This window comes from Streptomyces sp. NPDC088097 (assembly GCF_044741845.1).
Taxonomy (GTDB): Bacteria; Actinomycetota; Actinomycetes; order Streptomycetales; family Streptomycetaceae; genus Streptomyces.
Genome location: NZ_JBIUTJ010000018.1, coordinates 1 through 23,497 on the forward strand (window position 1 = coordinate 1; position 23,497 = coordinate 23,497).

Consider the following 23,497-nt stretch of genomic DNA (forward strand, 5'->3'; position numbering starts at 1 on the left):
AGGCGGTGGAGTTTGGCCCATACCCTGGCCTTCGACCACTCGGAAAAGCGCCGATGGGCGGTTGCTCCGGAGGGTCCGAACGACGCTGTGGGCAGCTGCTGCCAGGTGCAGCCTGAGGTGGCGACGAACACGATCGCCGCGAGTACTTCCCTGTCTCCGTGCCGACGCCGGCCACCGCCCTGAGGCCGCGACGGCGGCTCAGGCACCACTCGCTGGAACAGCTCCCACAACTCATCCGGCACCAGCCGCTCAACGATCCCCACCATGAACGACAGCCTACCCAATCACCCAAATGAGATGACGTCTGAGCAGCCCCCCAACGACTGTGGGCGCCACCGGCGAGGCCGGGGCGCCCACAGTCGTGTGTGCCGACTGAGACGAACGTCAGTCGTTGACGCAGACGTTGCCGAACGCCGGGTTCAGCAGGCCGATGACGTTGACGGAGTTGCCGCAGACGTTCACCGGGACGTGGACCGGAACCTGGGCGAGGTTGCCCGAGAGGACACCGGGGGAACCCACGGCCGCGCCCTCGGCCGAGGAGTCGGCGGAGGCAGCACCGGCGGCACCGGCGACGGCGAGACCAGCGGAGGCCAGGGCCACAGCGGCCTTCTTGGCAGCAGAGTTCATGGGAAGTGCACCTTCTCTTCGATGTCCTGCCCCGGTCCCGGGGCTCACACCGAGCGAAACGGTCCAGCAGGGCGGACGACACGGTCTGGGGCCGGATCAGACCTGTTCAGCCCAATCGTCGTAACCATCCGGCCCGTTTCCAGGTTCTCGGCCTCCCCTTGTTCCCATTCCTCCTAGTCGCGGACGGGGATGTCGGGGATCGCCGGGATGTCGGGGATCAGGCCGGACGCGGGCGGGACCGCAGGGGTCGCCGGTGCCGCAGGGGTCGCCGGCACCGCCGGGATCGCGGGGAGCTTGGGGACGGTCAGGTCCGGCAGGCCGGGGATCTCGGGCAGGGCCGGGAGCGTCGGCAGCTTGATCTCCGGCAGCTTCACCCCGGGCAGGAGGGTCTCCAGGGACTTGAGCAGGTCCGCGAGGGTCTTGCTCACCCCGGCCAGGAGGTCGTCGATGGGGCCGGCCGCCGCGGCGCGGCCCTGGGCCTCCTCCATCTGCTGCTGGACGGCCGCCACTCGTCGCGTGAGCGAGGCGGCATCGCCGTCGGCCGCACTCGCGGGGGCGGCCGCGCCGGACAGTATGGCGACGGCGAGGGCCGACGGGACGAGGACGCGGAGCCGGGACGGCTTGGTGCGGTGCATGGCTGATTCCTTCGGTGGTCACAAAAACGGACCCGAGCGATCCGCTTCCTTACCCACCGTGCGAACACCTTCTACGGAGCGCAACAGGATCTTGGTCGACCCGCCCCCCTCCTGTGGCTGCGTACGGGCTTCGCGCAGGCGTCCGGGGCGGAATCACCCGCCTTGGGGAAAAGCAACCCGCGAACGGGCCGTTTGAGTGAAGAAGCGGAACCAACCCCTCGACCGGGCAGTTGGTCAGGGCGCTCCACTAGCGGGCACTCGTGCGACAAAAGGACCAATGATGTTCAAGAAGTTCATGACCGCCGCCGCGGTCTCCGCCGTTGCCGTCGGCGCGGGCGCGGCCATCGCGACCCCGGCCATGGCCATCGGCAACGACAACGGGATCAACACCGTCAACGGCAACGGTGCCCAGCAGATCTACGGCAACCAGAAGACCCACGGCGACCTGAGCCCGCAGCTCGGTCTGGTCCAGGGCACCCTGAACAAGCCCTGCATCGGCCTGCCGGCCAAGGTCAACGCCCAGTCGCTGGTGGCCCTGGTCAACGTCGGCGTCCAGGACATCAACGTCCTGTCCAACCCGCAGAACCAGCAGTGCACCGAGAACTCCACCCAGGCCAAGGGCGACGAGCCGCTCTCGCACATCCTGGACAACATCCCGGTCCTCTCGGGCAACGCCTCCCTCGGCAGCTGATTTCCGCTCACCCTCACGGTCGGGCCACGTGCCCGTGGAGCGAAGTGACGAGGGCCCCGGCAGCTTCCAGCTGCCGGGGCCCTCGCACGTGCGGAGCGGGTGGGCGCGAGGCGGTCAGCTCGTCCAGAACTCCCACCACCGGGTCAGGATCAGCATCCCGATCACCCCGAGGTGCAGGGCGGGCGGGGCCCAGGCGAAGTCGGTGAAGAAGGCGCGCACGGGGGCGGGCGCGGGCAGCCGCCCGGTGCGGACGTTGTCGGCGGTGACGGCCCAGAACATCAACAGCGTCGCCACCCAGGCCAGGCAGCACCACAGGCAGAGGGCGTTGATCTCGTAGAGGGACTCGACCATCAGCCAGGCGCAGAAGCCGGTGCCGAAGAGGGTGCCGGCGTTCAGTCCCAGCCAGAACCAGCCCCGGTGGCGGGCGCCGGCCAGAAGGCCCGCACCCACGCACACCACGACGGCGTAGGCGGCGAGCCCGAGCATCGGGTTGGGGAAGCCGAAGACGGCGGCCTGGTCGCTCTTCATCACGCTGCCGCAGGAGACCACGGGGTTGAGGCTGCACGCGGGCTTGAAGTCCGGGTCCTCCAACAGGAGGAACTTGTCGAGGGTGATCACCCAGGAGGCCAGCAGCCCGGCGGCGCCGGTGACCACCAGCAGCCAGGCCAACCCCTTCGGAGTCGGGGCCGGTTCGCCGGCGCGGCCGTCCGTACGGCTCTGTTGGCGGGGGACGCCCACAATATTCGTTGCCATACCACCCATGGTCCACCGCACCATGGCAGACCGCCGCGAATCATGCCTATACGTAGGCAAGTTGACCTGAAGGTGTGGCGGGAACCCCTGATACTTCCCGGACGTTTTACCGAACCCCGGACGTGATGTCAGTGCCAGGGGCTACTTTGAGCGTCCGCGAAGTGACTAGCTGCGACGGCCTGGAGACCCACCTTGAGCGATCCGTACGAGACAACCGAGGCGCACCTCGCGCGACTCCTGGGCCGCGCCCTCAACTCCTTCGACCTCCCCGACCCGTTGGTCGAGCGCCTCGGTACGGCGCTCGCCCACAGCTCTTCGCTGTACACCACTCACCACAGCCCCTCCGCCGGGTTGTGGCGGGAGACCCACCGGCACACCTACCTGCTGGCCGACGGGGAGTCGGCCTCCCTGTGGGAGCTGGTCTACCGGCTCGGTGACGACCGCGAGACCCGCCACGAGCTGTTCGCGAGCCGGAGCGGGCTGAGCCCCGCGGTGGCCCGGCTCTTCGACGCCGAGCCCGTCGAGTCCCTGCTCGGTGCCGAGACGGACCCCTGGGACTCCGATGGCGGGGCGGACGCCGATCTGGCCGCGCTGAGCGCCCTGTTCACCGCTTCGGACCCGCGTCGACACCACCGCGAGTACGCGGTGGAACAGTCCGCCGACCACGCCAGGCGAGTCCTGCGCCGCGCCGAGAACGCCGACCGTCCCGGGGAGCGGGTCGCGGCGCTGCTGCGCTCGGCGTACGCGCACCAGATCACCCAGGCCTTCGGCGGTCGGCAGTGCCTGGCGGACGGGCGGGACGCCGGCTTCCGGCTGTACGAGCACTCCTTCGTCCTGTCGGACGGCAGCGAGTACAGCCTGTGGGAGGTCGAGCACACCGCGACCCCGGACGGCCGGCACATGTGCGAGGTCTACGAGGACGAGACGACCGCGCGCGGAGCCATGGAGCTCCGCGCGCGGGTCAGGTGACGGGTCGGTCGGCGGGTCGGGCGCCGACGGTCAGGCGGCAGCGGTGACCTTCCCGGTCTCCACCGGGGCGCCCTGCGGCGCCGTGGCCTCCACCGGGGCGGCGGTGCGGCGCATCCCCTTGAGGAGGATGACCACTCCGGCGGTGGTCGCCGTACCGGCCGCGATGGCGATCAGGTAGAGCAGCGGGTTCCCGATCAGGGGGATCACGAAGATCCCTCCGTGCGGGGCCCGCAGCGTGCACTCGAACAGCATCGACAGGCCGCCGGTGACCGCGCCGCCCACCATGGAGGCGGGGATCACGCGCAGCGGGTCGGCCGCGGCGAAGGGGATGGCGCCTTCGCTGATGAAGGAGGCGCCGAGGAACCAGGCCGCCTTGCCGTTCTCCCGTTCGGTCTTGGAGAAGAGCCGGCCGCGCACGGTGGTGGCCAGGGCCATCGCCAGCGGGGGCACCATGCCGGCGGCCATGACGGCGGCCATGACCTTGAGGCTGCCCTCGTTGGGAGTGGCGAGGCCGCCGATGGCGAAGGCGTAGGCGACCTTGTTGAGCGGTCCGCCGAGGTCGAAGCACATCATCAGGCCGAGGGTCACGCCGAGGATGATCGCGTTGGCGCCGGAAAGGCCGGACAGCCAGTCGGTGAGCGCGTTCTGCAGCGAGGCGACGGGCTTGCCGACCACGAGGAACATCATGAACGCGGTCACGGCGGAGCCGATCAGCGGCAATACGACCACCGGCATGATCCCGCGCAGGGCGGTGGGGATCTTGACCTTCTGGACGGCCAGGACCGTGCCACCGGCGATGAGGCCCGCGATCAGACCGCCGAGGAAACCGGCGTTGATGGTGAGGGCGACGGCGCCGCCGACGAAGCCGGGGACCAGGCCCGGCCGATCGGCCATCCCGTAGGCGATGTAACCGGCCAGGACCGGGACGAGGAAGCCGAAGGCGAGTCCGCCGGTCTGGAAGAGAAGGGCGGCCCAACTCGCGGCCTCGCCCCAGTCGAAGTGCTCCGCCACGGACGGGGCCTCGTTGATCCCGTAGCCGCCGATGGCGAAGGCCAGGGCGATGAGCAGACCGCCGGCCGCGACGAACGGGACCATGTAGCTGACGCCCGACATCAGCCAGGTGCGCAGCCGGGCGCCAAAGCCGTCGGCCTCTTCGCCCGCCTCTTCCGCGGGGGTGGGCTCGGCGGACCGGACCTCGCCCCGCGCGGCCTTCTCGCGGGCCTCGCGCAGGAGTTCGGCGGGGCGGTTGATGCCCGCCTTGACGCCGACGTCGACGGTGGGCTTCCCCGCGAAGCGGGCACGGTCGCGGACGGGGACGTCGTGGGCGAAGACCACGGCGTCGGCGGCGGCGATGGCCTCGGGGGTGAGCTTGGTGAACCCGGCGGAGCCCTGGGTCTCGACGGTGATGCCGATGCCCTCCTCCTCGGCCGCCCGGGTCAGGGACTCGGCCGCCATGTAGGTGTGGGCGATGCCGGTGGGGCAGGAGGTGACGGCGACGACGGTGAACGGCGCCTCGGGGGAAGCCGGAGCGGGGGCCGCCGGGGCGGGGGCGTCCGGGGCGGGGGCCGGGGTCGCCGGGGCGGGGGCGTCCGCGATGAGCGCGGCGGCCTGCTGCGGGGTCTCGGCGGCGCGCAGGGCCGCGACGAACTCCGGCCGCATCAGCCGGCGGGCCAGTGAGGACAGGATGGAGAGGTGGGCATCGTCGGCGCCCGCCGGCGCGGCGATCAGGAAGATCAGGTCCGCCGGTCCGTCCGGGGCTCCGAAGTCCACCGGGGGCACCGCCCGGGCGAAGCCCAGGGTCGGGGCGGTGACGTGGGCGGAGCGGCAGTGCGGAATGCCTATCCCGCCCTCCAGACCGGTCGGCATCTGGGCCTCCCGGGCCGCGACGTCCGCCAGGAAACCGTCCAGGTCGGTGACCCGGCCCAGGTCCGCCATCCGCTGCGCGAGGGCGCGGGCGGCGTCCTCCTTGGTCTCGGCGGCCAGGCCGAGGTCAACCAGCTCGGGGGTGATCATCTCGCTCATCGCGGGCTCCTTCGCACGCTTCAGACCGTGGCGGGTTCGGTCAGGGGGAGGTCCAGCGGCAGGTCCTGGGTGACGCGGACCGCGTCGGGGCGCAGGTCCGCGGGGGTGGGCATGGCGCTGCCGGGGAGTTGGACGGCGGCGGCGCCGTGCGCCAGGGCGGAGGCGAGGGCTGCGGGGCCGCTGCCTCCGGCGATCAGGAAGCCGGCGAGGGAGGCGTCGCCGGCTCCCACGTCGCTCCGTACGGCGGTCACGGGGGCGGTGCCGTACCAGGCGCCGCCCCCGGCCTCGACGAGCAGTTGCCCGTCGGCGCCGAGGGAGGCGAGGACGGCGCCCGCGCCCCGGTCCACGAGTTCCTCGGCGGCCTTGACCACGTCGCCGAGGGTGTCCAGGGGGCGGCCCACGGCCTCGGCCAGCTCCGCCGCGTTGGGCTTGATCACGTCCGGGCGGGCGCTCAGGGCGGCCGGCAGGGCGGGACCGGAGGTGTCCAGGGCGATGCGGGCGCCGGCGGCGTGGGCCCGGGTGACGAGTTCGGCGTACCAGGACGGCTCCAGGCCGCGCGGGAGGCTGCCGCAACAGGCGATCCAGTCGGCGTCGGCCGAGCAGCCGCGGACGGTCTCCAGGAGGAGGTCCGACTCCTCGGGCGAGAGCTGCGGTCCCGGGGCGTTGATCTTCGTCAGGGTGCCGTCCGGTTCGGCGATCGAGATGTTCGAGCGGGTCTGTCCGGCGATGGAGACGGCGGTGACGTCCACCCCCTGGGAGCCGAGGAGTTCGGCGATCAGGGTGCCGGGGGCCCCGCCGAGCGGGAGGACGGCCGTGGTGCGGGCGCCGGCCGCCGCCACGGCGCGGGAGACGTTGACGCCCTTGCCGCCGGGGTCGACCCGCTCGGCGGCGGCCCGCAGGACCGCTCCGCGCTCCAGCGCGGGGACCTCGTAGGTCCGGTCGAGGGAGGGGTTGGGGGTGACGGTGAGGATCATACGAGCGCAACTTCCGTGCCGGCGGCCTCGATCGCCGCCTTGTTGGCCGGGTCGAGCCCGGTGTCGGTGATGAGCAGGTCCACGTCGGCGAAGGTGCCGAAGCGGGCGAAGTGTTCCTGGCCGGCCTTGGCCGAGTCGGCCAGCAGCACCACCCGGCGGGCGGCGGCGATCGCGGCGCGCTTGACGGCGGCCTCGGCCGGGTCGGGGGTGGTCAGGCCGCCCTCGGCGGTGAAGCCGTTGGTGGCGAGGAAGAGGACGTCGGCGCGGATCTCGGCGTACGCGCGCAGCGCCCACGCGTCGACGGCGGCGCGGGTGCGGTGGCGGACACGGCCTCCGACGAGGTGCAGGTCGATGCCGACGTGGTCGGCGAGCCGGGCGGCGGCGGGCAGGGCGTGGGTGACCACGGTGAGGGCGGTCTCGACGGGGATGACGGCCGCGAGGCGGGCGACGGTGCTGCCCGCGTCGAGGATGACGCTGCCGCCGTCGGGCAGCTCGGTCAGGGCGGCGGCCGCGATGCGGTCCTTCTCGTCGGCCGCGGTGCCCTCGCGCTCGGTGAGGTCGGGCTCGAAGTCGAGGCGGCCGGCCGGTATGGCCCCGCCGTGGACGCGGCGGACGAGTCCGGCCCGGTCGAGGGCGGTCAGGTCGCGGCGCACGGTCTCGGCGGTGACCTGGAACAGCTCGGCGAGGGAGAGGACCTCGACCCGGCCCGCTTCGCGGGCGAGGCGGAGGATCTCCTGCTGGCGCTCGGGTGCGTACATGTGGGTTTACATCCGTTCGATGCCCGACTCTGTGGTTCCTCTTTAAGGTACGCCCGATCTGGAGCCGAAACAAACAAAAACGGGCATGCCCGCCAACGAAGGCGGACATGCCCGTGAATCGGGGTCGGAAGGCCTCAGCCGGCCGGGACCTTCTCCGGTCCGGAGACCGCGTCCGGGGCCGTCGGGGCGCCCGGGGACACCGGGGAGGCGGCGCCACCCTGGGCGGGGACCGCGCCCGGGGAGGGGGTCTCGACCTCGTCGGCGCCCTCGCGCTCACCGATCGGGATCGACTTGCGCGGCAGCACGAACATCACCGCGAAGATCACCAGGAGCACCCCGGCCACCCACCACAGCGCGCCGCGGAAGGCCTCCACGTACGGGACGCCGAAGACCAGGTCGTCGTCGATGGAGCCGAAGAAGACGACCGAGGTCAGGCCGAGCCCGAGCGCGTTGCCCATCTGGCCGGTGGTGTTGATCAGACCGGAGGCGGATCCGGCGTGCTCGCGCGGCACCTGCGAGAGCACGGTGTCGTTCAGCGGAGCCACGATCAGGCCCATGCCGATGCCCATGACGATCAGCGGGGCGGCCATCTGCCAGGAGGCGATCCCCATGCCGTAGTGCTGGGACTCCCAGATGTAGAGGAGCAGCCCCGCGGCCATGGCCAGCGCGCCGGCCTGGAGCACCTTGCGGCCGAACCGCGGGACGAGCTTGCCGACGGAGATGCCCGCGGCGAGGGAGACGGCGAGGGAGAAGGGGATGCCGGTGGTGCCGGCGCGCAGGGCGCTCCAGCCGAGGCCCATCTGCATGTAGAGGGTCCACACCAGGAAGAAGATGCCGGTCGCGATGCCGAAGGTGAGCTGGACGGCGACGCCGCCCGCGAAGCTGCGGATCTTGAACAGCGACAGTTCGACGAGCGGGGAGCCGTCCTTCTTGATCTTGTGCTTCTCGTAGGCGACGAAAGCCGCGAAGACCGCCGGCGACGCGATCATGCAGACGAAGCCCCAGGTCGGCCAGTCGTTCTCCCTGCCGTGGGTGAGCGGGAAGATCAGCATGACCAGGGCGAGGGTCGCCAGAACCACGCCGACGATGTCGAGGCGCAGGGCCTTGGGGGCCTTGGACTCGGAGATGTAGATCCGGCCCAGGATCACGCCGGCGATGCCGACGGGCAGGTTGATCAGGAAGATCGGCCTCCATTCGAGGCCGAAGAGGTTCCACTCGGTGAGCAGCGCGCCCAGCATCGGGCCCGAGACCGCGCCGAGGCCGACGATCGCACCGAACAGGCCGAAGACCTTGCCGCGCTCCTGGGGCGGGAAGGTGACGTGGATGATCGCCAGCACCTGGGGGACCATCAGCGCCGCCATGGCGCCCTGGAGGATGCGGGACGCCACGAGCATCGAGGGGTCGGCGGCGACGCCGCAGAGCAGGGAGGCGGCGGTGAACCCGGCGATGCCGAGCAGGAAGACGCGCTTGCGCCCGTAGATGTCGCCGAGGCGGCCACCGGTGATCAGGCCCGCCGCGAAGGCGAGGGCGTATCCGGCGGTGATCCACTGGATGGCGCTGGTGGAGGCGCCGAAGTCCTGGCGCATGCTGGGGATCGCGATGTTGACGATCGTGACGTCGACCAGGTCCATGAAGGCCGCGGTCATCACGATGGTCAGCGCCAGCCAGCGGCGGCGGTCGCCGCTGCTGCTCTCTCTTTCGGGCGGTGTCTGGGACGTCTCGGTGCTCATGGAGAGAAACCTAGACCCCATGTAGGTCAATTGGTGTCCTAGTTCCCTGGCAATCTTGCCCTATGAACGACACCCCCGCCCGGCTCCTGACCCTGCTGTCCCTGCTCCAGACCCCCCGCGAGTGGCCGGGCAGCGAGTTGGCGGAGCGGCTGCGGGTCAGCGCCCGGACGATCCGGCGGGACATCGAGCGGCTGCGGGAACTCGGGTACCCGGTGGAGGCCAGCCTCGGCGCCGAGGGCGGCTACCGGTTGGTCGCCGGGGCGGCGATGCCCCCGCTGCTGCTCGACGACGAGGAGGCGGTCGCCATCGCGGTCGGGCTGCGGGCCGGCGCCGGGCACGCGGTGGAGGGGGTGGAGGAGGCATCCGTACGGGCCCTCGCGAAGCTGGAGCAGGTGCTTCCGGCGCGGCTGCGGCGGCGCGTGGGCGCCTTGCAGTCGGCCACCGTCGCGGTGACCCGAGGGGACGGGCCGCGCGTGGATCCGCGGACCCTGACGACGATGGCGGGGGCGGTGGCCGGGTCCGAGCGACTGCGGTTCTCGTACCGGGCGCGGGACGGGGCGGACTCGCGGCGGCTTGTGGAGCCGTACCGGCTGGTCAGCACGGGCAGCCGCTGGTATCTGGTGGCCTACGACCTGGAGCGGGAGGACTGGCGCACCTTCCGGGTGGACCGGGTGGAGGAGCCCTTCGCGACGGGGGCCCGGTTCACCCCGAGGGAGCTGCCGATGGAGCCGGCCGAGTTCGTGCGGCGCGGGCTGCACGGCCCCCAGACGTACGAGGCGGACGTGTCCTTCGCCGGGCCGGCCGAGCGGCTGCCGGACTGGCTGCGCACGCGGGCCGAGGCGGAGCCGGGCGGGGTCCGGGTGCGCTTCGAGAGCGGGGACGCGCCCGAGTGGCTGGTGGCCCGGCTGGCGCTGGTCGGGGTGCCCTTCACGGTGCGCGGGCCGGAGTTCCTGGTGCGCGGCGCGCGGGAACTGGGGGCACGCCTCTCGGCGGCGGGCCACGAGGGGGGCACTGGGGACGAGGGGGCGGCCGGGCACGAGGGAGCCCCGGCACCTGGGGGGGGTTAGGTACCGGGGCTCGTCTCGGGGGGCTTCCTTCGGCCGGGCCGGTCAGGCCACGGCGTCGAAGCCGGTGTCGCGCGCCATGCGCTTCAGTTCGAGGAGCGCGTGCTTCTCGATCTGTCGGATCCTCTCACGGGTCAGGCCGTGCTGCTTGCCGACTTCCGTGAGTGTCCGCTCGCGTCCGTCCTCGATGCCGTAGCGCATCTTGATGATCGAGGCGGTGCGCTGGTCCAGCTTGCCGAGGAGGTCTTCCAGTTCCTCGCTGCGCAGCAGCGACAGCACCGACTGCTCGGGGGAGATCGCGGAGGTGTCCTCCAGGAGGTCCCCGAACTGCGTGTCGCCGTCGTCGTCCACGGCCATGTTGAGGCTGACCGGGTCGCGGGCCCAGTCCAGGACGTCACCGACGCGCTTCTCGGTGGACTCCAGCTCCTTGGCGATCTCGGCGTGCTCCGGATCGCGGCCGTTCTCACGGTTGAACTCGCGCTGGACCCGGCGGATCCGACCGAGCTCCTCGACCAGGTGGACGGGGAGGCGGATGGTGCGGGACTGGTCGGCGATGGACCGGGTGATGGCCTGCCGGATCCACCAGGTGGCGTACGTGGAGAACTTGAAGCCCTTGGCGTAGTCGAACTTCTCCACGGCGCGGACGAGGCCCGCGTTGCCCTCCTGGATCAGGTCGAGGAGGGGGAGCCCGCTGCGCGGGTAGCGCCGGGCCACGGCGACCACGAGTCGGAGGTTGGACCGGATGAAGACTTCCTTCGCGCGCTCGCCCTCCGCGACCAGCAGCTCCAGCTCTTCGCGGGCCGGGGTCTTTCCGGTGCGCTCTATCGCTCCGTCGAGGATCTGCTGGGCGTAGACGCCCGCCTCGATGATCTGCGAGAGCTCCACTTCCTTGGCGGCGTCGAGCAGCGGTGTGCGCGCGATCTCGTCCAGGTACATGCCGACCAGGTCACGGTCGGCGATCTCCCCGCCCACGGAGCGGGCGCTGCTCGTGGACTGACGACGGGCGACGGCGCGGGTTGCCATGCGTGCTCCCTTGCGATGCGTGAGTCGTTCGCGGTGCGACCGGACGCCCGGTCGGTGGACCGTACGCCCTTCGGACACTCTCCCGAGTGCCCGCTTCCGAAGGAAACAACGACTGGAAACGGGACAGAATTCCCACGTTGCCCCCTGTTTTCCGAGATCTTGCAGTATCCTGCCCCGCCACGCCCTTGCGGCCGGAGCTGCGGGAGTACCGCGAAAGCCCGAAGAGGTGCAGGTCAGACCCTCGGCGAGGGCCGACCCCGCAGCCCTCACGGAGTACTGCCGGGGCGAAGTCCGTGAGACCGCCGTCACACGTGGCACGGACGTCCCGTGACTGCTCTCCTGCCCTGGAAGACGGGTCGTACCGGCTTCTGGTTGCCTGGACCGGCGATCGAACGGTTGAATACGCCGCGAATCGCACATTCAGCCGTATACCCGCACATCACCCCGTATCACCTGTGATCTCCGGGGTGGTCCCTCCGCCGCGCAGGGTGGGCCCTCCGCGCCGCGCACGGAGCCGGAAACGACCGACCCCGCCCCGTTCACCAGGTGAACGGGGCGGGGTCGTGGGTCATCTCCGCACGGGGATCCGGGGGCCGGTCAGTGGGCGATCACCGGGATGGGCAGCTCGGCGTCCTCGGACCCCGAGCCGGAGGCCACGGGGCCGCCGGAGCCGGGGCGGCCGGTGGTGATCAGGGTCAGCGCCAGGGTCGCGCTGACCACCAGGATGCCGACGGCCCACCAGATCGCGGACGAGTAGCCCTCGACCATGGCGCGCGCCTGCACCAGCTGCGCCGCCGGACCGCCCGCCGCGACATCCGCCGCGTGGTCGGTCAGGTACGCGGTGGTCGCCGAGGCGGCGATGGTGTTCAGCAGGGCGGTGCCGATGGCGCCGCCCACCTGCTGCGAGGTGTTGACCATGGCCGAGGCCACGCCGGCGTCGGCCGGGTTCACCCCGTAGGTGGCCAGGGACATCGCCGGCATGAAGGCGGTGCCCATGCCGAGGCCCAGCAGCAGCTGCGCCGGGAGGATCAGCGCCGGGTACGAGGACCCGACCTCCAGCTGCGTCAGCAGCAGCATGCCGGTGGCGGCGAGCAGGAAGCCCGGGCCCATCAGCAGCCGCGGCGGGACGCGGGTCATCAGGCGGGCACCGATCTGGGTGGAGCCCGTGATCATGCCGACGATCATCGGCAGGAAGGCGAAGCCGGTCTTGACGGGCGAGAAGCCCTTCACGACCTGGAGGTAGTAGGTGAGGAAGAGGAACAGGCCGAACATCGAGATGACCGCGAGGCCGAGGGAGAGGTAGACACCGCCGCGGTTGCGCTCCAGCAGGACGCGCAGCGGCAGCAGCGGGTTCTTCACCCGGGACTCGACGAGGACGAAGGCGAGCAGCAGCACGACCGAGGCGCCGAACAGGACCAGGGTGCTGACGTCCAGCCAGCCGTTGGACTCGGCGCGGGTGAAGCCGTAGACGAGCGAGACCAGGCCCAGGGTGGAGAGGATCACGCCGACGACGTCCAGGCGCGCCTTGTTGCGGGAACCGGCGGGCTCGCGGATGACCAGCCAGGCGCCGGTGGCCGCGACGATGGCGAAGGGGATGTTGACGAAGAAGGTCCAGCGCCAGTTGAGGTACTCGGTGAGGAAGCCGCCGAGGATCAGGCCGACGGCGCCGCCGCCGCCCGCGATGGCTCCGTAGATGCCGAAGGCCTTCGCGCGCTCCTTGGCGTCGGTGAAGCTGACGGCCAGCAGGGAGAGCGCGGCCGGGGCCAGCAGTGCGCCGAAGGCGCCCTGGAGGGCGCGGGCGCCCAGCATCATGGCCTCGCCGGTCGCGGCGCCGCCGAGGGCGGAGGCGAGGGCGAAGCCGATCAGGCCGACGATGAAGGCGTTCTTACGGCCCCACTTGTCGGCGATGCGTCCGCCGAAGAGCAGCAGTCCGCCGAAGGCCAGCGCGTACGCGGTGATGACCCACTGGCGGTTGCCGTCGGAGATGCCGAGATCGGTCTGGGCGGAGGGCAGGGCGATGTTCACGATGGTCGCGTCGAGGACGACCATCAGCTGCGCCAGCGCGATGAAGACCAGGGCCTTCCAACGGCTGGGATCGGCGAGGGCCGGCAGGGCCGGCGACGCGCTCGCGGATGTTTTGGACATGGAGGTACCCACTCACTGTGCGAGATGACTTGAAAGCTTTGAAGATCTTGAAAGTCGTGGAGAAGAGGAAGCGTGAAGAAGAGGGGAGGAGGAGCGGAAGCTTGGGCGTCGGATCGGTGCTCGCCTACGTCATGTGGTCGCGGATTTCCGCCTGAGGTCCTGCAACGTGGCTGCGGCGCCCGGCAGTTCGGACCGCGCGGGCGCGCGCAGTCCGTCCAGGAAGAGTTGGAGGTGGCGGTGGACGAACCCGCTCGCGTCCATGCAGCCGATCCCCGGGAGCGGCCGGCTGAGCTGGGACAGGGCGACCATCAGATCGCCGACGCCCACGTCGTCGCGGACCAGCCCCGCGTTCTGACCGGCGGCCAGCAGGGTCTCCACCGCCGCCTCCAGAGCCTCGCGGGCCGCGTGGAGTTCGGGGTGGTCGCCGTCGAAGCCGCTGGAGAGCATCGGGCACAGGGCGCCGATCCGCTCGTCGGCCGCGGCGTGCGTGAAGCGGCACAGGGCGGCGAAGTCGTCGGGCTCCTCGGCGAGGGCGTCCTCGGCCAGCACGGTGACCCGGTCCGTCACGTAGAGCACCACGTGGTGGACGAGGGCGGCCCGGTCGGGGAAGTGCCGGTAGAGGGTGGCGTTGCCGACGCCCGCCCGACGGGCGATCTCGTCGAGCGGCGCCTCCGCGCCGCACTCGACGAACATCTCGCGGGCGGCAGCCAGGATCCGCTCCCGGTTGCGGACGGCGTCGGCCCGCGGCTTGGGCAGTCGCGCGGGAACCTCTCGGCCCCCGGACAACGCCGCCGGAGCCGGCGGGTCGGACGGCTCCGGCGCCGGGCCGCACCGCGCGGAGCCCGATGTCGCCTCGGCGACCGGAGTCGGGAGGAGGTCCACGGTGACGCCCGGGGCGGGCGCCGGCGTGCGGTGCGGGCTCTTCATTCCGGTACCTCTCGCTCCGGGGCCTGCCTGGCGTGGCGACCCGTCTCGACCAGCCAAACGGGGAGCTGGTCCCCGCTTTGCGGGACTCCCTTACAAACGGGGATCCAGTCCCCGGTTATTTCACCCTTGCGCGTGACCTGAGTCACAGCGCGACTTCTGGTGGTTCGTCCCGTTTGGCCCTCTCAGCGCGCGGGCCCGCCGGACCCGTCGGAGGGTGAGCGGACAGAGCGCAGACCGGACCCGGCCGGCTGCCGCGGACCCCGAAGGCGATCTCCATGCCGCAGACCCGCCGCCGGATACGCATACCCTGCCGCACGAGCGCCTACATCGGGCTCACGGCCCTGGCCCTGGGCGTCACCGCCACCGCCAGCGCGGGCATATCCGGCCGCGGTCACTCGGCGGCGGGCCCCGTGGCCATCTCGGCCGAGTCGGTCCTGGCCCCCTGCCGGATCGCCGGGACCCTGGGCGTGCAGATGTCCGAGGGCCTTCCGACGCCTCCCGGGTACTCCCGCTCCACCGGCGAGATCCGCGCACTGAACCTGATGATCGACTTCCCCGACGCCAAGGGCGAGGGCGCGGCCGCGGACCGGCTGGCGGAGTTCTTCCCCCAGACCTCCGATTGGTTCCGCACCAGTTCCTACGGACGGCTCACCTACCGCGCCGAGGCCCCGATCAGGAACTGGCTGCGCATGCCGATGCCCTTCGCGGCGTACGGGATCGAGCGCGGCTCCCCGTACGACCCGGGTTACCGGCGGCTCGTCGAGCACATGGCGAAGGCCGCCGACGACGAGGTGGACTTCAGCCGCTACGACCTGATCAACGTCCTGGTCACCCCGAACGCCGGCCCCTCCGCCCTGGACACCGTCCTGTCGGTCACCTTCTCCGGCAACGGAGAGGCGCCGATGGCCGACGGGGTGCCGCTCGCCAACACGTCCTTCGTCTTCAGCCGCCAGGACGACGGCTCCGGCACCTACCGGGAGACCGGCTACCGCGTCCTGCCCCACGAGAACGGCCACGTCTTCGGGCTGCCCGACCTCTACACCTCCGACGGGGGCGGCACGGTCGGGCACTGGGACATCATGAGCGAGGACTGGGGAGCCAACAACGACCTCCTCGGCTGGCACAAGTGGAAGCTGGGCTGGCTCGACGGCAGCCAGATCAGCTGCGCCTCCAAGGCCGGGGTCACCGACCACGTCCTGTCGCCGCTGGCCGTCGGGGGTGGCACGAAGCTGGCCTTCGTCCCCCTCTCCGAGAGCACCGGCTTCGCGGTGGAGGTCCGTACTCGGGCCGGCAACGACGAGGCCGTCTGCAAACCGGGCGTCCTCATATACAAGGTGGACTCCGACGTGGACACCGGACGCGGACCCGTCACGGTCGCGGACAGCGCGAGCGCGAGCGGCGGCTGTACGCGCCGGCCCAACGTGCACGCCGAGCTGTCGGACGCCCCGTACGGGCCCGGCGAGACCTTCACCGACGAGAAGTCGGGGATCAGCGTCTCGGTGGTGGGCGAGCTGCGCAACGGCAGCTACCAGGTCCGCGTGACCCGACCCTGAGCCCTCGGACCTCCTACGGGTTCCCCCGGGTCCCGGGTCCCGCCGGGGCCCGGGGTCCCGCCGGGGCCGGGGCGCTCGGCCCCGGAGGTCCGGACCTCCGGCCCCCGCGCGGCCGTGCCCCGGAGGGGAGGCTTGGAGGAGAGAGCCACCACCACCGAGGGAGATGCCGTGAAGGCCTTCGTGCTGCGCCCGAGCGGCGGGCCGACCGTATTGGACCGCCCGGCGCCCAGGCCCCGGCCCGGGGAGGTCCTCGTACGCACCACCGCGGCGCTCGTCTGCGCCTGGGACGGCCACACCCGCTCCGCCCGGGACGCCCGTCCCGGCGCCGCCCCGGACGCCGGGGCGGGCTCCGCGGCCACCGTGCTCGGGCACGAGGCGGTGGGCGTGGTGCGCGCGGTCGGCGAGGGCGTGCCCGGGTCCTACCTCGGCCGGCGGGTCGCCGCCGAGGGGCAGGGGCGGCTCGCCGAGTACTTCCGGGTCCCGGCCGTCGGGGCCGGGCTGGTCCCGCTCCCCGACACGATCACCGACCACCAGGCCCTGTACGCGGCCGGGGCGTTGGCCACCGGCTTCGCCGCCGCCGAGGAGGCCGGGGCGCCGGCCGGCGGGAGCGTCGCGGTGTTCGGGCAGGGCTCCGTCGGGCTGAGCGCGACGGTGGCCGCCGGGCGGCTGCGGGGGGCGCGGGTCATCGCGGTGGAGCCGGACACGAAGCGGCAGTTGCTGGCCCTGCGGTTCGGGGCGGACGTCGTGGTGGACCCGGCGTACGAGGACTCCGCCGAGCGGATCCTGGAGCTGACCGGCGGGGCGGGCGCGGACTGCGCGGTGCTCGCCACGGCCGCTCCCGGCGCCGCGCGGGCGGCCCGCCGGGGCACGGCGCCGGGCGGCCGGGTCGTCCAGGCCCGCTGCCGCGCGACCGGCGGACCGCACGGCGCGCCGGCCGGGGAACGGCTCGCCCGGATGCTGGACCTGATCGGGGGCGGCCTGCTGGACCCGACGGTGATGACCACCCACGAATTCCCCTTCACCCGGGTGGAGGAGGCCTTTCGACGGCTTTCGGCGCGGGAGCCGGGCATGGTCAAACCACTGATCCACTTCCCCCGAAGGAGCCCGTCATGACGACGACCCCCACCACCCCCGAGGAACGGCTCGCCGCGGCCGGGCTGAAGCTGCCGCCGGCCCCCGCGCCCGTCGCCGTCTACGTACCGGCCGTGGTCAGCGGGCACTACGTCCACACCTCCGGCCAACTCCCCATGGTGGAAGGCACGCTCCAGGCCACCGGCAAGGTGGGCGCCGAGGTCACCCCGGAGCAGGGCCGGGAGCTGGCGCGCACGTGCGCGTTGAACGCCCTCGCGGCCGTGGCCTCCGTCGCCGGGGACCTGTCCGCCGTCAAGCGGGTGGTGAAGGTGGTCGGCTTCGTGGCCAGCGCACCGGACTTCACCGGGCAGCCGGGCGTCGTCAACGGTGCGAGCGAGCTGCTGGGGACGGCCTTCGGCGACGCGGGCATCCACGCCCGCAGCGCGGTCGGCGTGGCCGTACTGCCCTTGGACGCCCCCGTGGAGGTGGAGATCACCGTGGAGCTGCACACCCCGATGGGGCTCTGATCCCCGCCGGCCCGAACCCCGCGCCACCTACGATGCGAAGGGCCCGAACGGGCCGCGCGTGTGGCGTCGGGGGCGGGTGGCCGGTGGGTACGGGGGCGGGTGCGTCGGTGGGAGCTTCGGTGGGTGCGTCGGCGGGAGCTTCGGTGGAGCGGCCCCCGGTGTCCCCGAGGGGCCGGCGGCCCCGGCGCGGTCTCGTCCTCGCCGCCCTCGCGGTGCTCACCGCCCTCGCGCTCCCGCTGCACGCGTGGATACCGGCCGGGCCCGCCACCGGCCACCTCGGCAGCCTCGTCGAAACGTTCCTGCCCTGGACCGGCATGCTCGTCGCCCTCCTGCTCGCCGCCGCCCTGCTGCGCCGCTCCCGCCTCGCCCTGATCGCCGCACTGCTCCCCGCGCTGGTGTGGGGCCTGCTCCACGGGACCACCCTGCTCGGCGACCGGAGCACGGGCGGCCCGGCCGACCTGACGGTGGCCACCCACAACGTGGACGACGCCAACCCCGATCCGGCGGGCGCCGCCCGGGTCCTCGTCGCCTCCGGGGCCCAGTTGATCGCCTTGGAGGAACTGACGCAGCCCGCGACCGGCCGCTACGAGCGGGCCCTCGCCGCGAGCCATCCGTACCACGTGGTCAAGGGCACCGTCGGGCTCTGGAGCACCTTCCCGCTGCGCGACGCGGAGGCCGTCCCGATCATGCCGTGGACCCGGGCCCTGCGCGCCACCGCCGACACCCCGAAGGGGCCCGTCACGGTCTACGTGGCCCACCTGGCCTCCGTCCGGCTGCGCGCGACCGGCTTCGCCACCGAGCGGCGCGACGCGGCCGCCCGCGCCCTGGACTCCGCCCTGCGCGCGGGCCCGACGGGTCCGACCCTGCTGCTCGGCGACTTCAACAGCACCACCGACGACCGGGCGTTGGCGCCGGTGACCGCCCGCTTCCGCTCGGCGCAGACGGAAGCGGGAGCGGGCCCGGGCTTCAGCTGGCCGGCGGCCTTCCCTGTGGCCCGGATCGACCAGATCCTCCTGCGCGACCTGACCCCGCTCTCCACCCGAACCCTCCCCCGCACGGCGAGCGACCACCTCCCGGTGGCAGCGACCCTCCGCTTCTGAGGGCGCGGGTCAGAAGGGCTCGACGTGCCAGATCAGGCAGTCGGCCACCTGCTTCGGCTCCTTGCCGAGCAGCTCGCTGATCGTGCCGCTCAGTTCCGCGGAGCGTTCCTGCCTCACCGGAAGGACCAGCACGCCCGCGTTCCAGGCGGCGAGGTCGCGGCGGGCCTCGTCGCGCATGTCGTCGGTGACGGCGGGGGCCGGAATCGTGCCCCAGCGCATGTCCGCCAGCAGGGTGTCCAGCATGCGCGGCTTGGCTCCGTAGATCCCGACGCGGTCGGCGCCGTCGGGCCCGTTGAAGTAGCCGCCGGCCAGCTTGAAGCCGAAGCCGGTGCTGCTCTGCCAGTGCAGGGCGGCCGCGTCGCGCGGGTCGGGCAGCGGTACCGCGACGAGGGAACGGCCGTCCATGACGTAGTCCTCGTAGAGGCCCTGCGTGATGAAGGCGGGGACGGGCTCGCGCTCCTCGGTGACCAGGGGCAGCGGCAGGATCGGGATGATCGCCGCGGCCACGGCCAAGTACCCGACCCAGCGGTGCTCACGGGCACGGAACCCGATGATCCGGTCCAGGGCGAGGGCGATCAGGATGCCGAAGACGGGGGCGCAGATCATCGCCACCCGGCCCTCGATGACGGACTCCAGCAACGGCAGGTGCCGCACGACCCGCCACGGGCCGGGCACGGTGATGCCGAACTTCTCGATCTCGACGCTGGGTCCGAGGGACAGCACGGCCGCGGCAAGGGCGGCGAGGCCGAGGGCCCGTACGAGAGGTCGGCGCCACATCCACAGGGTGATCCCGGTGGCGAGGGCGAGCAGGGGCCAGCCGTAGAAGGCGTTCTGCTCGGTGGTGTTGAGCGACAGCCGACTCGCGGTCTCGGCGTCGCCGAACAGCGAGCGGGCGGAGTACTCGGTCAGCGCCCGCAGCGGGTTGCCCGCGCTGTCGCCGTGCAGCACCGAGTGGTAGCTCTGCGGGCCGAAGAACTGCCAGTACAACGGGAAGATCACCAGCGGTACGGACACGGCGAGGGCGATGAGCAGCCCGAGACCGAGCGGCGCGGCGGACCTGCGGGCGCTGTCGCGGTCGTACAGCGCGTACACGACGGCGAACATGGCCATGCCCATCGCGGCCAGCAGGAAGGGCTCCTCGCCCAGGAAGACCTGGTACGCGGAGAACAGGCCCAACAGGACTCCGTCGCGGACGATGTTCTTGCCCTCGCACAGCCGCAGGGCGCGGTCGATGATGACCGGGATCATGAAGAGCACGACGAAGTTCGGGTGCGCGTTGGCGTGCGAGATCATCGGCGGCGCGAACGCGGCCAGCGCGCCGCCGGCGGCGGCCGCCCAACGGCTCTCCGTCAGCCTGCGGTGGATCAGCCAGTACCAGGACCAGGCCGTGGCGGCGATTCCGAGGGCGAAGACCAGGGCCAGGGTGAAGGTCGGCCCGAAGAGGAGGGTGACCGGAGTGAGCGGAACGGAGAGCCCGAGCATCACCGTATTGCCCATCAGATTCACGCCGTCGGGCATGTTCTGGAAGTCGGTGAAGAGCGGATTGCGCAGGTGTGAAATGTTGTCGGCGGTGACGCCGAAGAACCATTCCCACTGGTTCTGGTCCTGGAGCGAGTGCGCCAGGATCGAACCGTCCAGGTCGCTCCACAATCCCTTGTAGAGGAAGAGCGAACCGAGCAGGTAAAGGGTCGCGACCGCGATGCCGCCGGCGTTCAGACGCATCAGTTCGACGAGTGTGCGCAGGTAGTCCAGGAGTTGGACCTTGGAGCCGTCCTGGTGGGCCCAACGCACCGGAACCTCGGCCACCGGCCACCCCTTGCGACGGTAGTACTGGAGGATCTCCACATCGATGGCCCAGCCGTCGAGGCGGGCGGCGCCGAACGCGGCGCGTGCCTGGTCCCCGTCGAACAGCTTGAACCCGCACTGGGTGTCGCGGATGCCGCGGACGGCCACCAGGCGGATCACCCGGTTGCCGACCCATCCGAGGACCTCGCGCAGCACGCTCTGCTGACGCTCGATCGCGGAGTCCCGGTGCGCGCGGGAGCCTATGGCCGCGTCCAGGTGGCCGTCCTCGGCGAGGGTCTGCTCCAGCTTGGCGAGTTCCTCGATGGGAGTGGCCAGGTCGGCGTCCATGATGAGGACGCGTCGGCCCAACGAGGCCGCCACGCCGAGGCGCAGGGCACTGCCCTTGCCGCGGTTGCCGTCGGACTGCACGAGGCGGATCCGGGGCTCGTCGAGGCCGGCCTCCAGGGCGACGGCCGCGGTCCGGTCCGGGGAGCCGTCGTCGACGACGACGACCTCCCAGTCGGCCCGATCGAGGCCGACGTGCGTGTCGAGGTACTCGCGTACGACCTTGAGGGTGGGAGCGAGCCGCTCCTCTTCCCGGTAGGCCGGAATGACCACGGACAGGCCGACTGACCCGGGCCCTTGGTCGGTGGGTTTCCCCGTGATGGTGGCACCACGGGCCCCGAGTATGCCGTTCTGCATGTTCACCCGTTCAAGCCATTCGTCCAGTCGTCCCGCTCGGTCACGGCACGCTGGAGCGACCCCGATACCCGAGGGGGTCGCGACCTCGTGCCGTCGCACACGTTCGAGTTCGATGTGGGACCAAAGAAGGAATGGGCCCCGCAGATCCGCCCCCAAGAACGCTTCGGTGAAGGGATTCCCGAAGCGGTGAGGCTCGTTCGCGTCGGTGGACGCGCTCGGAACCGATCCGTTTCGGACCATCCCTTTCCCCAGGCCTTCGCACTCACCCCGTATCAAATGCAGTACGTCGTTCCGCACCGCATCGTTCCCCGTCGGAGCGACCGCGAATGTCCGCCTTTCACAGCGGCAAGACCATCAGCCGACCAATATAGAGCAGCGCCCGCAACGCTCCCCCATCGCCGGCGCGCCCCTCACGCCCCCCGAGCCCACCGCGCGCCCCCGTCACCGACCCCGATCGGACTTCCGCACGACCCACCGGTCAAGCCGCTCCCAGAGGTCCGCACGACCGCGCGCAGCTCCGAGACGCGACGTCGTGGAGGGAGCCGGCATCGCTCCGCCGTCCTTTCCGGAACGCATTGCGCATCGGCCCGGATGAGGGCCCCTATGGTTCCCGCACCAGACCAGCAGTGAAGAACGCCAGGGGCTGTGCCCGCGACGATGACCGCTCCGGCGATCTCCCTCTCACACTCGCCTCGAAGCGCACGATGTCCGCGTGTCCTCCCTCGCGCAGCACTCACTGCCTGAGAGCCTGCGCGCAAAACAACCGCCTACCGGCCATGCACCACCCGCTGCACTGACCGCGGTGGATACGCCCTCACGGGCTGCCACCGCGACCTGTCTCCAAGCAAGTCCGAGCGGCCCGCCACCTCGGCAGACCTTCAGACACGTTTTCCGACAGTTCCCCGCCTTCGTCGCCTTCGTGGGGCTTGAGGGAAACCCTAAAGCCGCAGGTCAGAGCTCTGAAACGTGCGCCACGGCGCCATGGCAAAAGTGCCATGAGATACCGGTGCTGCCGAGCGCGCGCAGAGCCTGGGTCAGAGCGCGCAGGAACACCTCACGCTGCTGTGGAGTACGCAGGTCAGTGAGCATCTGGTCAACGAAGTGGATGACCTCACCACGGAGGCGTCACGGTCGGTATCGTGCGGGGCTCTGAGACCCTTCACCCGTTCCTCCAGGTCTCAAGCTTGTCGAGGCGGTCTGGGTGCCGGTCGATCCACCACACGCGGCGGAGGTCGGGGTAACCCAAAAGGCTTTGGAGGAAGACGAGACGGCGCTGGGCATCGTGCTGCTCAAGGTCCGTGATTTGCGCTCCGCGCAGGTGCTCCCGCCCACATTGCGGTCCTCGTCGTCCCCGAGTTCGAGAACCGAGTAGCGGGCGAGAGTACGGCGGGCACCTTCGCGGAGGACGTGGCGAGCCCGTGCCGACAGCGCCACGGAGTCGCATTGCTCCTGCGGCTCCTCGTCTGACACCTGCCAGGATCCGTGGATGTGTGCGGTGAAGAAGATGCTGGGCACACGACTGGCGAACCGTTCGTCATGGAGTTCAACGAGTCGCTCTGCCGCAGAAGCCTCCGAGGCCGCCGCCGGACCGGTTGCGGTTGGCGGAGGCTTCGGACGTCCGAATCGAGGGAGGAGACTCATGCGGATGCGGTGGCAGCCGCTCCGGGGGAAGGGAAGGGGTTGCAGGACCGGATCCCGCCGGCGCTGCCGGGGCGGGTTCGGGCAGCGGGCCTCGTGCACCGGACCTGCGGGGTTGCGGAGCGCCCGGAAGGTAAGACCGAGCCGACTCTCTGACCGGGCCGGTCGGGTATCAAGCGCCAAGGGGTCCGACTACCCGCTACTCATCCCTGGGACTGGTGGAGAAGGATCTCCCGCACATCGGCCAGCCATCGACGCAGCGGTACACCTTGCGGCGGAAGAACGCCGAGCCCCAGCGTCGACGCCGACTCCTTGAGCGACCCGTCCGATTCGTTTATCGTTAGGAAATCGTGGATCTCGTTGGTCACGCTCCGGAGCTCGCCGTCCGAAGCGTCCGAAGCGTAATCGTCCAGAGCCTCCCTGTGCGAGGAATACTCCAACGAGAAATCTTGATGGAAATATGCCGCCAGCAGGTGTCGGAGTCCGGGAAAACGCTCTCTCCATTCCCATGCGGTTTGAGGGAGCGACTGGGAGGGAGTCTCCGGCTCTGCAAGGAACTGCCGGAGGTGCCCGCCGATGACGGCAAGACAGCTCTCCACCGTCTTCCCGTGGGGCGGGTTGATGTGAGGCAAGAGGTCGACGTCATCCGCGATCTCTTCGTTGAACAGGCCTGCCTCGAGGAGGTCGTCGACTTCTGCTGCCGCCTCCGCTGCACGCTCGGGATCGAGCGCGACTTGCCTGAGGTAGGCACTGAGCGCAACCCCGCGCCGGCCCTCCGTGTCATCGAAGATGAAGCCGGTCAC

At 71.4% G+C, this 23,497-nt stretch carries 20 protein-coding genes; 7 read left to right on the forward strand and 13 right to left on the reverse strand.

Annotated features, from left to right (window positions below):
* From ACIOD1_RS31270 to ACIOD1_RS31280, 3 genes are all read right to left on the reverse strand, one after another.
* Nucleotides 1–266, reverse strand: a 266-nt coding sequence (locus ACIOD1_RS31270) for a transposase (protein WP_401906107.1), incomplete at its 3' end; no start/stop codon positions are given.
* Between the two features lie 118 nt (nucleotides 267–384).
* Nucleotides 385–627 carry a chaplin gene (locus ACIOD1_RS31275; RefSeq protein WP_365626473.1) on the reverse strand — a complete coding sequence of 81 codons (243 nt, stop codon included), beginning with the start codon at nucleotides 625–627 and terminating at the stop codon, nucleotides 385–387.
* A 173-nt stretch (nucleotides 628–800) separates the two neighbouring features.
* Entirely contained in the window at nucleotides 801–1,262 is a 462-nt protein-coding gene (locus tag ACIOD1_RS31280; protein ID WP_365626470.1) for a hypothetical protein, read from the reverse strand.
* 280 nt (nucleotides 1,263–1,542) lie between these two features.
* Here ACIOD1_RS31280 and ACIOD1_RS31285 point away from each other — a divergent pair, with 280 nt between their 5' ends.
* A complete protein-coding gene (locus tag ACIOD1_RS31285; RefSeq protein WP_365626468.1) occupies nucleotides 1,543–1,953 on the forward strand; it encodes a rodlin in 411 nt (136 codons plus the stop codon).
* 114 nt (nucleotides 1,954–2,067) lie between these two features.
* Here ACIOD1_RS31285 and ACIOD1_RS31290 read toward each other — a convergent pair whose 3' ends face one another.
* Nucleotides 2,068–2,715 (reverse strand): vitamin K epoxide reductase family protein, encoded by a 648-nt coding sequence (locus ACIOD1_RS31290; RefSeq protein ID WP_401906111.1) that lies wholly within the window; start codon nucleotides 2,713–2,715, stop codon nucleotides 2,068–2,070.
* Nucleotides 2,716–2,898: 183 nt separating this feature from the next.
* Between ACIOD1_RS31290 and ACIOD1_RS31295 the strand changes: the two genes are divergently transcribed.
* Nucleotides 2,899–3,675 (forward strand): DUF6227 family protein, encoded by a 777-nt coding sequence (locus ACIOD1_RS31295; protein WP_365626462.1) that lies wholly within the window; start codon nucleotides 2,899–2,901, stop codon nucleotides 3,673–3,675.
* A gap of 30 nt (nucleotides 3,676–3,705) precedes the next feature.
* Here the strand turns inward: ACIOD1_RS31295 and ACIOD1_RS31300 are convergent, their stop codons facing one another.
* From ACIOD1_RS31300 to ACIOD1_RS31315, 4 genes are all read right to left on the reverse strand, one after another.
* Nucleotides 3,706–5,697, reverse strand: a complete 1,992-nt coding sequence (locus ACIOD1_RS31300; protein WP_401906113.1) for a fructose-specific PTS transporter subunit EIIC — start codon at nucleotides 5,695–5,697, stop codon at nucleotides 3,706–3,708.
* Nucleotides 5,698–5,717: 20 nt separating this feature from the next.
* The gene (gene pfkB, locus ACIOD1_RS31305; RefSeq protein WP_365626457.1) at nucleotides 5,718–6,671 is read right to left on the reverse strand and encodes a 1-phosphofructokinase; all 954 of its coding nucleotides are present in this window, start codon (nucleotides 6,669–6,671) and stop codon (nucleotides 5,718–5,720) included.
* A complete protein-coding gene (locus ACIOD1_RS31310; RefSeq protein ID WP_401906115.1) occupies nucleotides 6,668–7,429 on the reverse strand; it encodes a DeoR/GlpR family DNA-binding transcription regulator in 762 nt (253 codons plus the stop codon). The genes pfkB and ACIOD1_RS31310 overlap by 4 nt, the downstream gene beginning before the upstream one ends.
* A gap of 134 nt (nucleotides 7,430–7,563) precedes the next feature.
* Nucleotides 7,564–9,159: an MFS transporter gene (locus tag ACIOD1_RS31315; RefSeq protein ID WP_401906117.1), complete on the reverse strand. Its 1,596-nt coding sequence runs from the start codon at nucleotides 9,157–9,159 to the stop codon at nucleotides 7,564–7,566.
* Between the two features lie 62 nt (nucleotides 9,160–9,221).
* Between ACIOD1_RS31315 and ACIOD1_RS31320 the strand changes: the two genes are divergently transcribed.
* Nucleotides 9,222–10,226, forward strand: a complete 1,005-nt coding sequence (locus ACIOD1_RS31320) for a YafY family protein (RefSeq protein WP_365626448.1) — start codon at nucleotides 9,222–9,224, stop codon at nucleotides 10,224–10,226.
* A gap of 42 nt (nucleotides 10,227–10,268) precedes the next feature.
* On the opposite strand, the gene ACIOD1_RS31325 is transcribed toward ACIOD1_RS31320, so the two are convergent.
* The 3 genes from ACIOD1_RS31325 to ACIOD1_RS31335 form a co-directional block, all read right to left on the reverse strand.
* Nucleotides 10,269–11,246, reverse strand: a complete 978-nt coding sequence (locus ACIOD1_RS31325) for a sigma-70 family RNA polymerase sigma factor (protein WP_365626445.1) — start codon at nucleotides 11,244–11,246, stop codon at nucleotides 10,269–10,271.
* Between the two features lie 597 nt (nucleotides 11,247–11,843).
* The gene (locus ACIOD1_RS31330; protein ID WP_365626442.1) at nucleotides 11,844–13,391 is read right to left on the reverse strand and encodes an MFS transporter; all 1,548 of its coding nucleotides are present in this window, start codon (nucleotides 13,389–13,391) and stop codon (nucleotides 11,844–11,846) included.
* A 129-nt stretch (nucleotides 13,392–13,520) separates the two neighbouring features.
* Nucleotides 13,521–14,318: a TetR/AcrR family transcriptional regulator gene (locus tag ACIOD1_RS31335; protein ID WP_365626439.1), complete on the reverse strand. Its 798-nt coding sequence runs from the start codon at nucleotides 14,316–14,318 to the stop codon at nucleotides 13,521–13,523.
* 275 nt (nucleotides 14,319–14,593) lie between these two features.
* Between ACIOD1_RS31335 and ACIOD1_RS31340 the strand changes: the two genes are divergently transcribed.
* The 4 genes from ACIOD1_RS31340 (at nucleotide 14,594) to ACIOD1_RS31355 (ending at nucleotide 18,569) form a co-directional block, all read left to right on the forward strand.
* A complete protein-coding gene (locus ACIOD1_RS31340) occupies nucleotides 14,594–15,871 on the forward strand; it encodes a M6 family metalloprotease domain-containing protein (protein ID WP_365626436.1) in 1,278 nt (425 codons plus the stop codon).
* A 168-nt stretch (nucleotides 15,872–16,039) separates the two neighbouring features.
* Nucleotides 16,040–16,984 (forward strand): zinc-binding dehydrogenase, encoded by a 945-nt coding sequence (locus ACIOD1_RS31345; RefSeq protein WP_365626434.1) that lies wholly within the window; start codon nucleotides 16,040–16,042, stop codon nucleotides 16,982–16,984.
* Nucleotides 16,981–17,469 (forward strand): RidA family protein, encoded by a 489-nt coding sequence (locus ACIOD1_RS31350; protein ID WP_401906122.1) that lies wholly within the window; start codon nucleotides 16,981–16,983, stop codon nucleotides 17,467–17,469. The genes ACIOD1_RS31345 and ACIOD1_RS31350 overlap by 4 nt, the downstream gene beginning before the upstream one ends.
* A 158-nt stretch (nucleotides 17,470–17,627) precedes the next feature.
* Nucleotides 17,628–18,569 carry an endonuclease/exonuclease/phosphatase family protein gene (locus ACIOD1_RS31355; RefSeq protein ID WP_401906125.1) on the forward strand — a complete coding sequence of 314 codons (942 nt, stop codon included), beginning with the start codon at nucleotides 17,628–17,630 and terminating at the stop codon, nucleotides 18,567–18,569.
* Between the two features lie 9 nt (nucleotides 18,570–18,578).
* On the opposite strand, the gene ACIOD1_RS31360 is transcribed toward ACIOD1_RS31355, so the two are convergent.
* Both ACIOD1_RS31360 and ACIOD1_RS31365 read right to left on the reverse strand, forming a co-directional pair.
* Nucleotides 18,579–21,056, reverse strand: a complete 2,478-nt coding sequence (locus ACIOD1_RS31360) for a dolichyl-phosphate beta-glucosyltransferase (protein WP_401906237.1) — start codon at nucleotides 21,054–21,056, stop codon at nucleotides 18,579–18,581.
* Between the two features lie 1,841 nt (nucleotides 21,057–22,897).
* Nucleotides 22,898–23,497 (reverse strand): contact-dependent growth inhibition system immunity protein, encoded by a 600-nt coding sequence (locus tag ACIOD1_RS31365; protein WP_401906127.1) that lies wholly within the window; start codon nucleotides 23,495–23,497, stop codon nucleotides 22,898–22,900.

Excerpts from the sequence above, each read along its gene's own strand:
- ACIOD1_RS31300 (WP_401906113.1), bottom strand. The coding sequence starts at position 5,697 with ATGAGCGAGATGATCACCCCCGAGCTGGTTGACCTCGGCCTGGCCGCC.
- ACIOD1_RS31340 (WP_365626436.1), top strand. The coding sequence starts at position 14,594 with ATGCCGCAGACCCGCCGCCGGATACGCATACCCTGCCGCACGAGCGCC.
- ACIOD1_RS31320 (WP_365626448.1), top strand. The coding sequence starts at position 9,222 with ATGAACGACACCCCCGCCCGGCTCCTGACCCTGCTGTCCCTGCTCCAG.
- ACIOD1_RS31360 (WP_401906237.1), bottom strand. The coding sequence starts at position 21,056 with ATGCAGAACGGCATACTCGGGGCCCGTGGTGCCACCATCACGGGGAAA.
- ACIOD1_RS31335 (WP_365626439.1), bottom strand. The coding sequence starts at position 14,318 with ATGAAGAGCCCGCACCGCACGCCGGCGCCCGCCCCGGGCGTCACCGTG.
- ACIOD1_RS31315 (WP_401906117.1), bottom strand. The coding sequence starts at position 9,159 with ATGAGCACCGAGACGTCCCAGACACCGCCCGAAAGAGAGAGCAGCAGC.
- ACIOD1_RS31350 (WP_401906122.1), top strand. The coding sequence starts at position 16,981 with ATGACGACGACCCCCACCACCCCCGAGGAACGGCTCGCCGCGGCCGGG.
- ACIOD1_RS31285 (WP_365626468.1), top strand. The coding sequence starts at position 1,543 with ATGTTCAAGAAGTTCATGACCGCCGCCGCGGTCTCCGCCGTTGCCGTC.
- pfkB (WP_365626457.1), bottom strand. The coding sequence starts at position 6,671 with ATGATCCTCACCGTCACCCCCAACCCCTCCCTCGACCGGACCTACGAG.
- ACIOD1_RS31290 (WP_401906111.1), bottom strand. The coding sequence starts at position 2,715 with ATGGGTGGTATGGCAACGAATATTGTGGGCGTCCCCCGCCAACAGAGC.
- ACIOD1_RS31275 (WP_365626473.1), bottom strand. The coding sequence starts at position 627 with ATGAACTCTGCTGCCAAGAAGGCCGCTGTGGCCCTGGCCTCCGCTGGT.
- ACIOD1_RS31310 (WP_401906115.1), bottom strand. The coding sequence starts at position 7,429 with ATGTACGCACCCGAGCGCCAGCAGGAGATCCTCCGCCTCGCCCGCGAA.
- ACIOD1_RS31330 (WP_365626442.1), bottom strand. The coding sequence starts at position 13,391 with ATGTCCAAAACATCCGCGAGCGCGTCGCCGGCCCTGCCGGCCCTCGCC.
- ACIOD1_RS31280 (WP_365626470.1), bottom strand. The coding sequence starts at position 1,262 with ATGCACCGCACCAAGCCGTCCCGGCTCCGCGTCCTCGTCCCGTCGGCC.
- ACIOD1_RS31325 (WP_365626445.1), bottom strand. The coding sequence starts at position 11,246 with ATGGCAACCCGCGCCGTCGCCCGTCGTCAGTCCACGAGCAGCGCCCGC.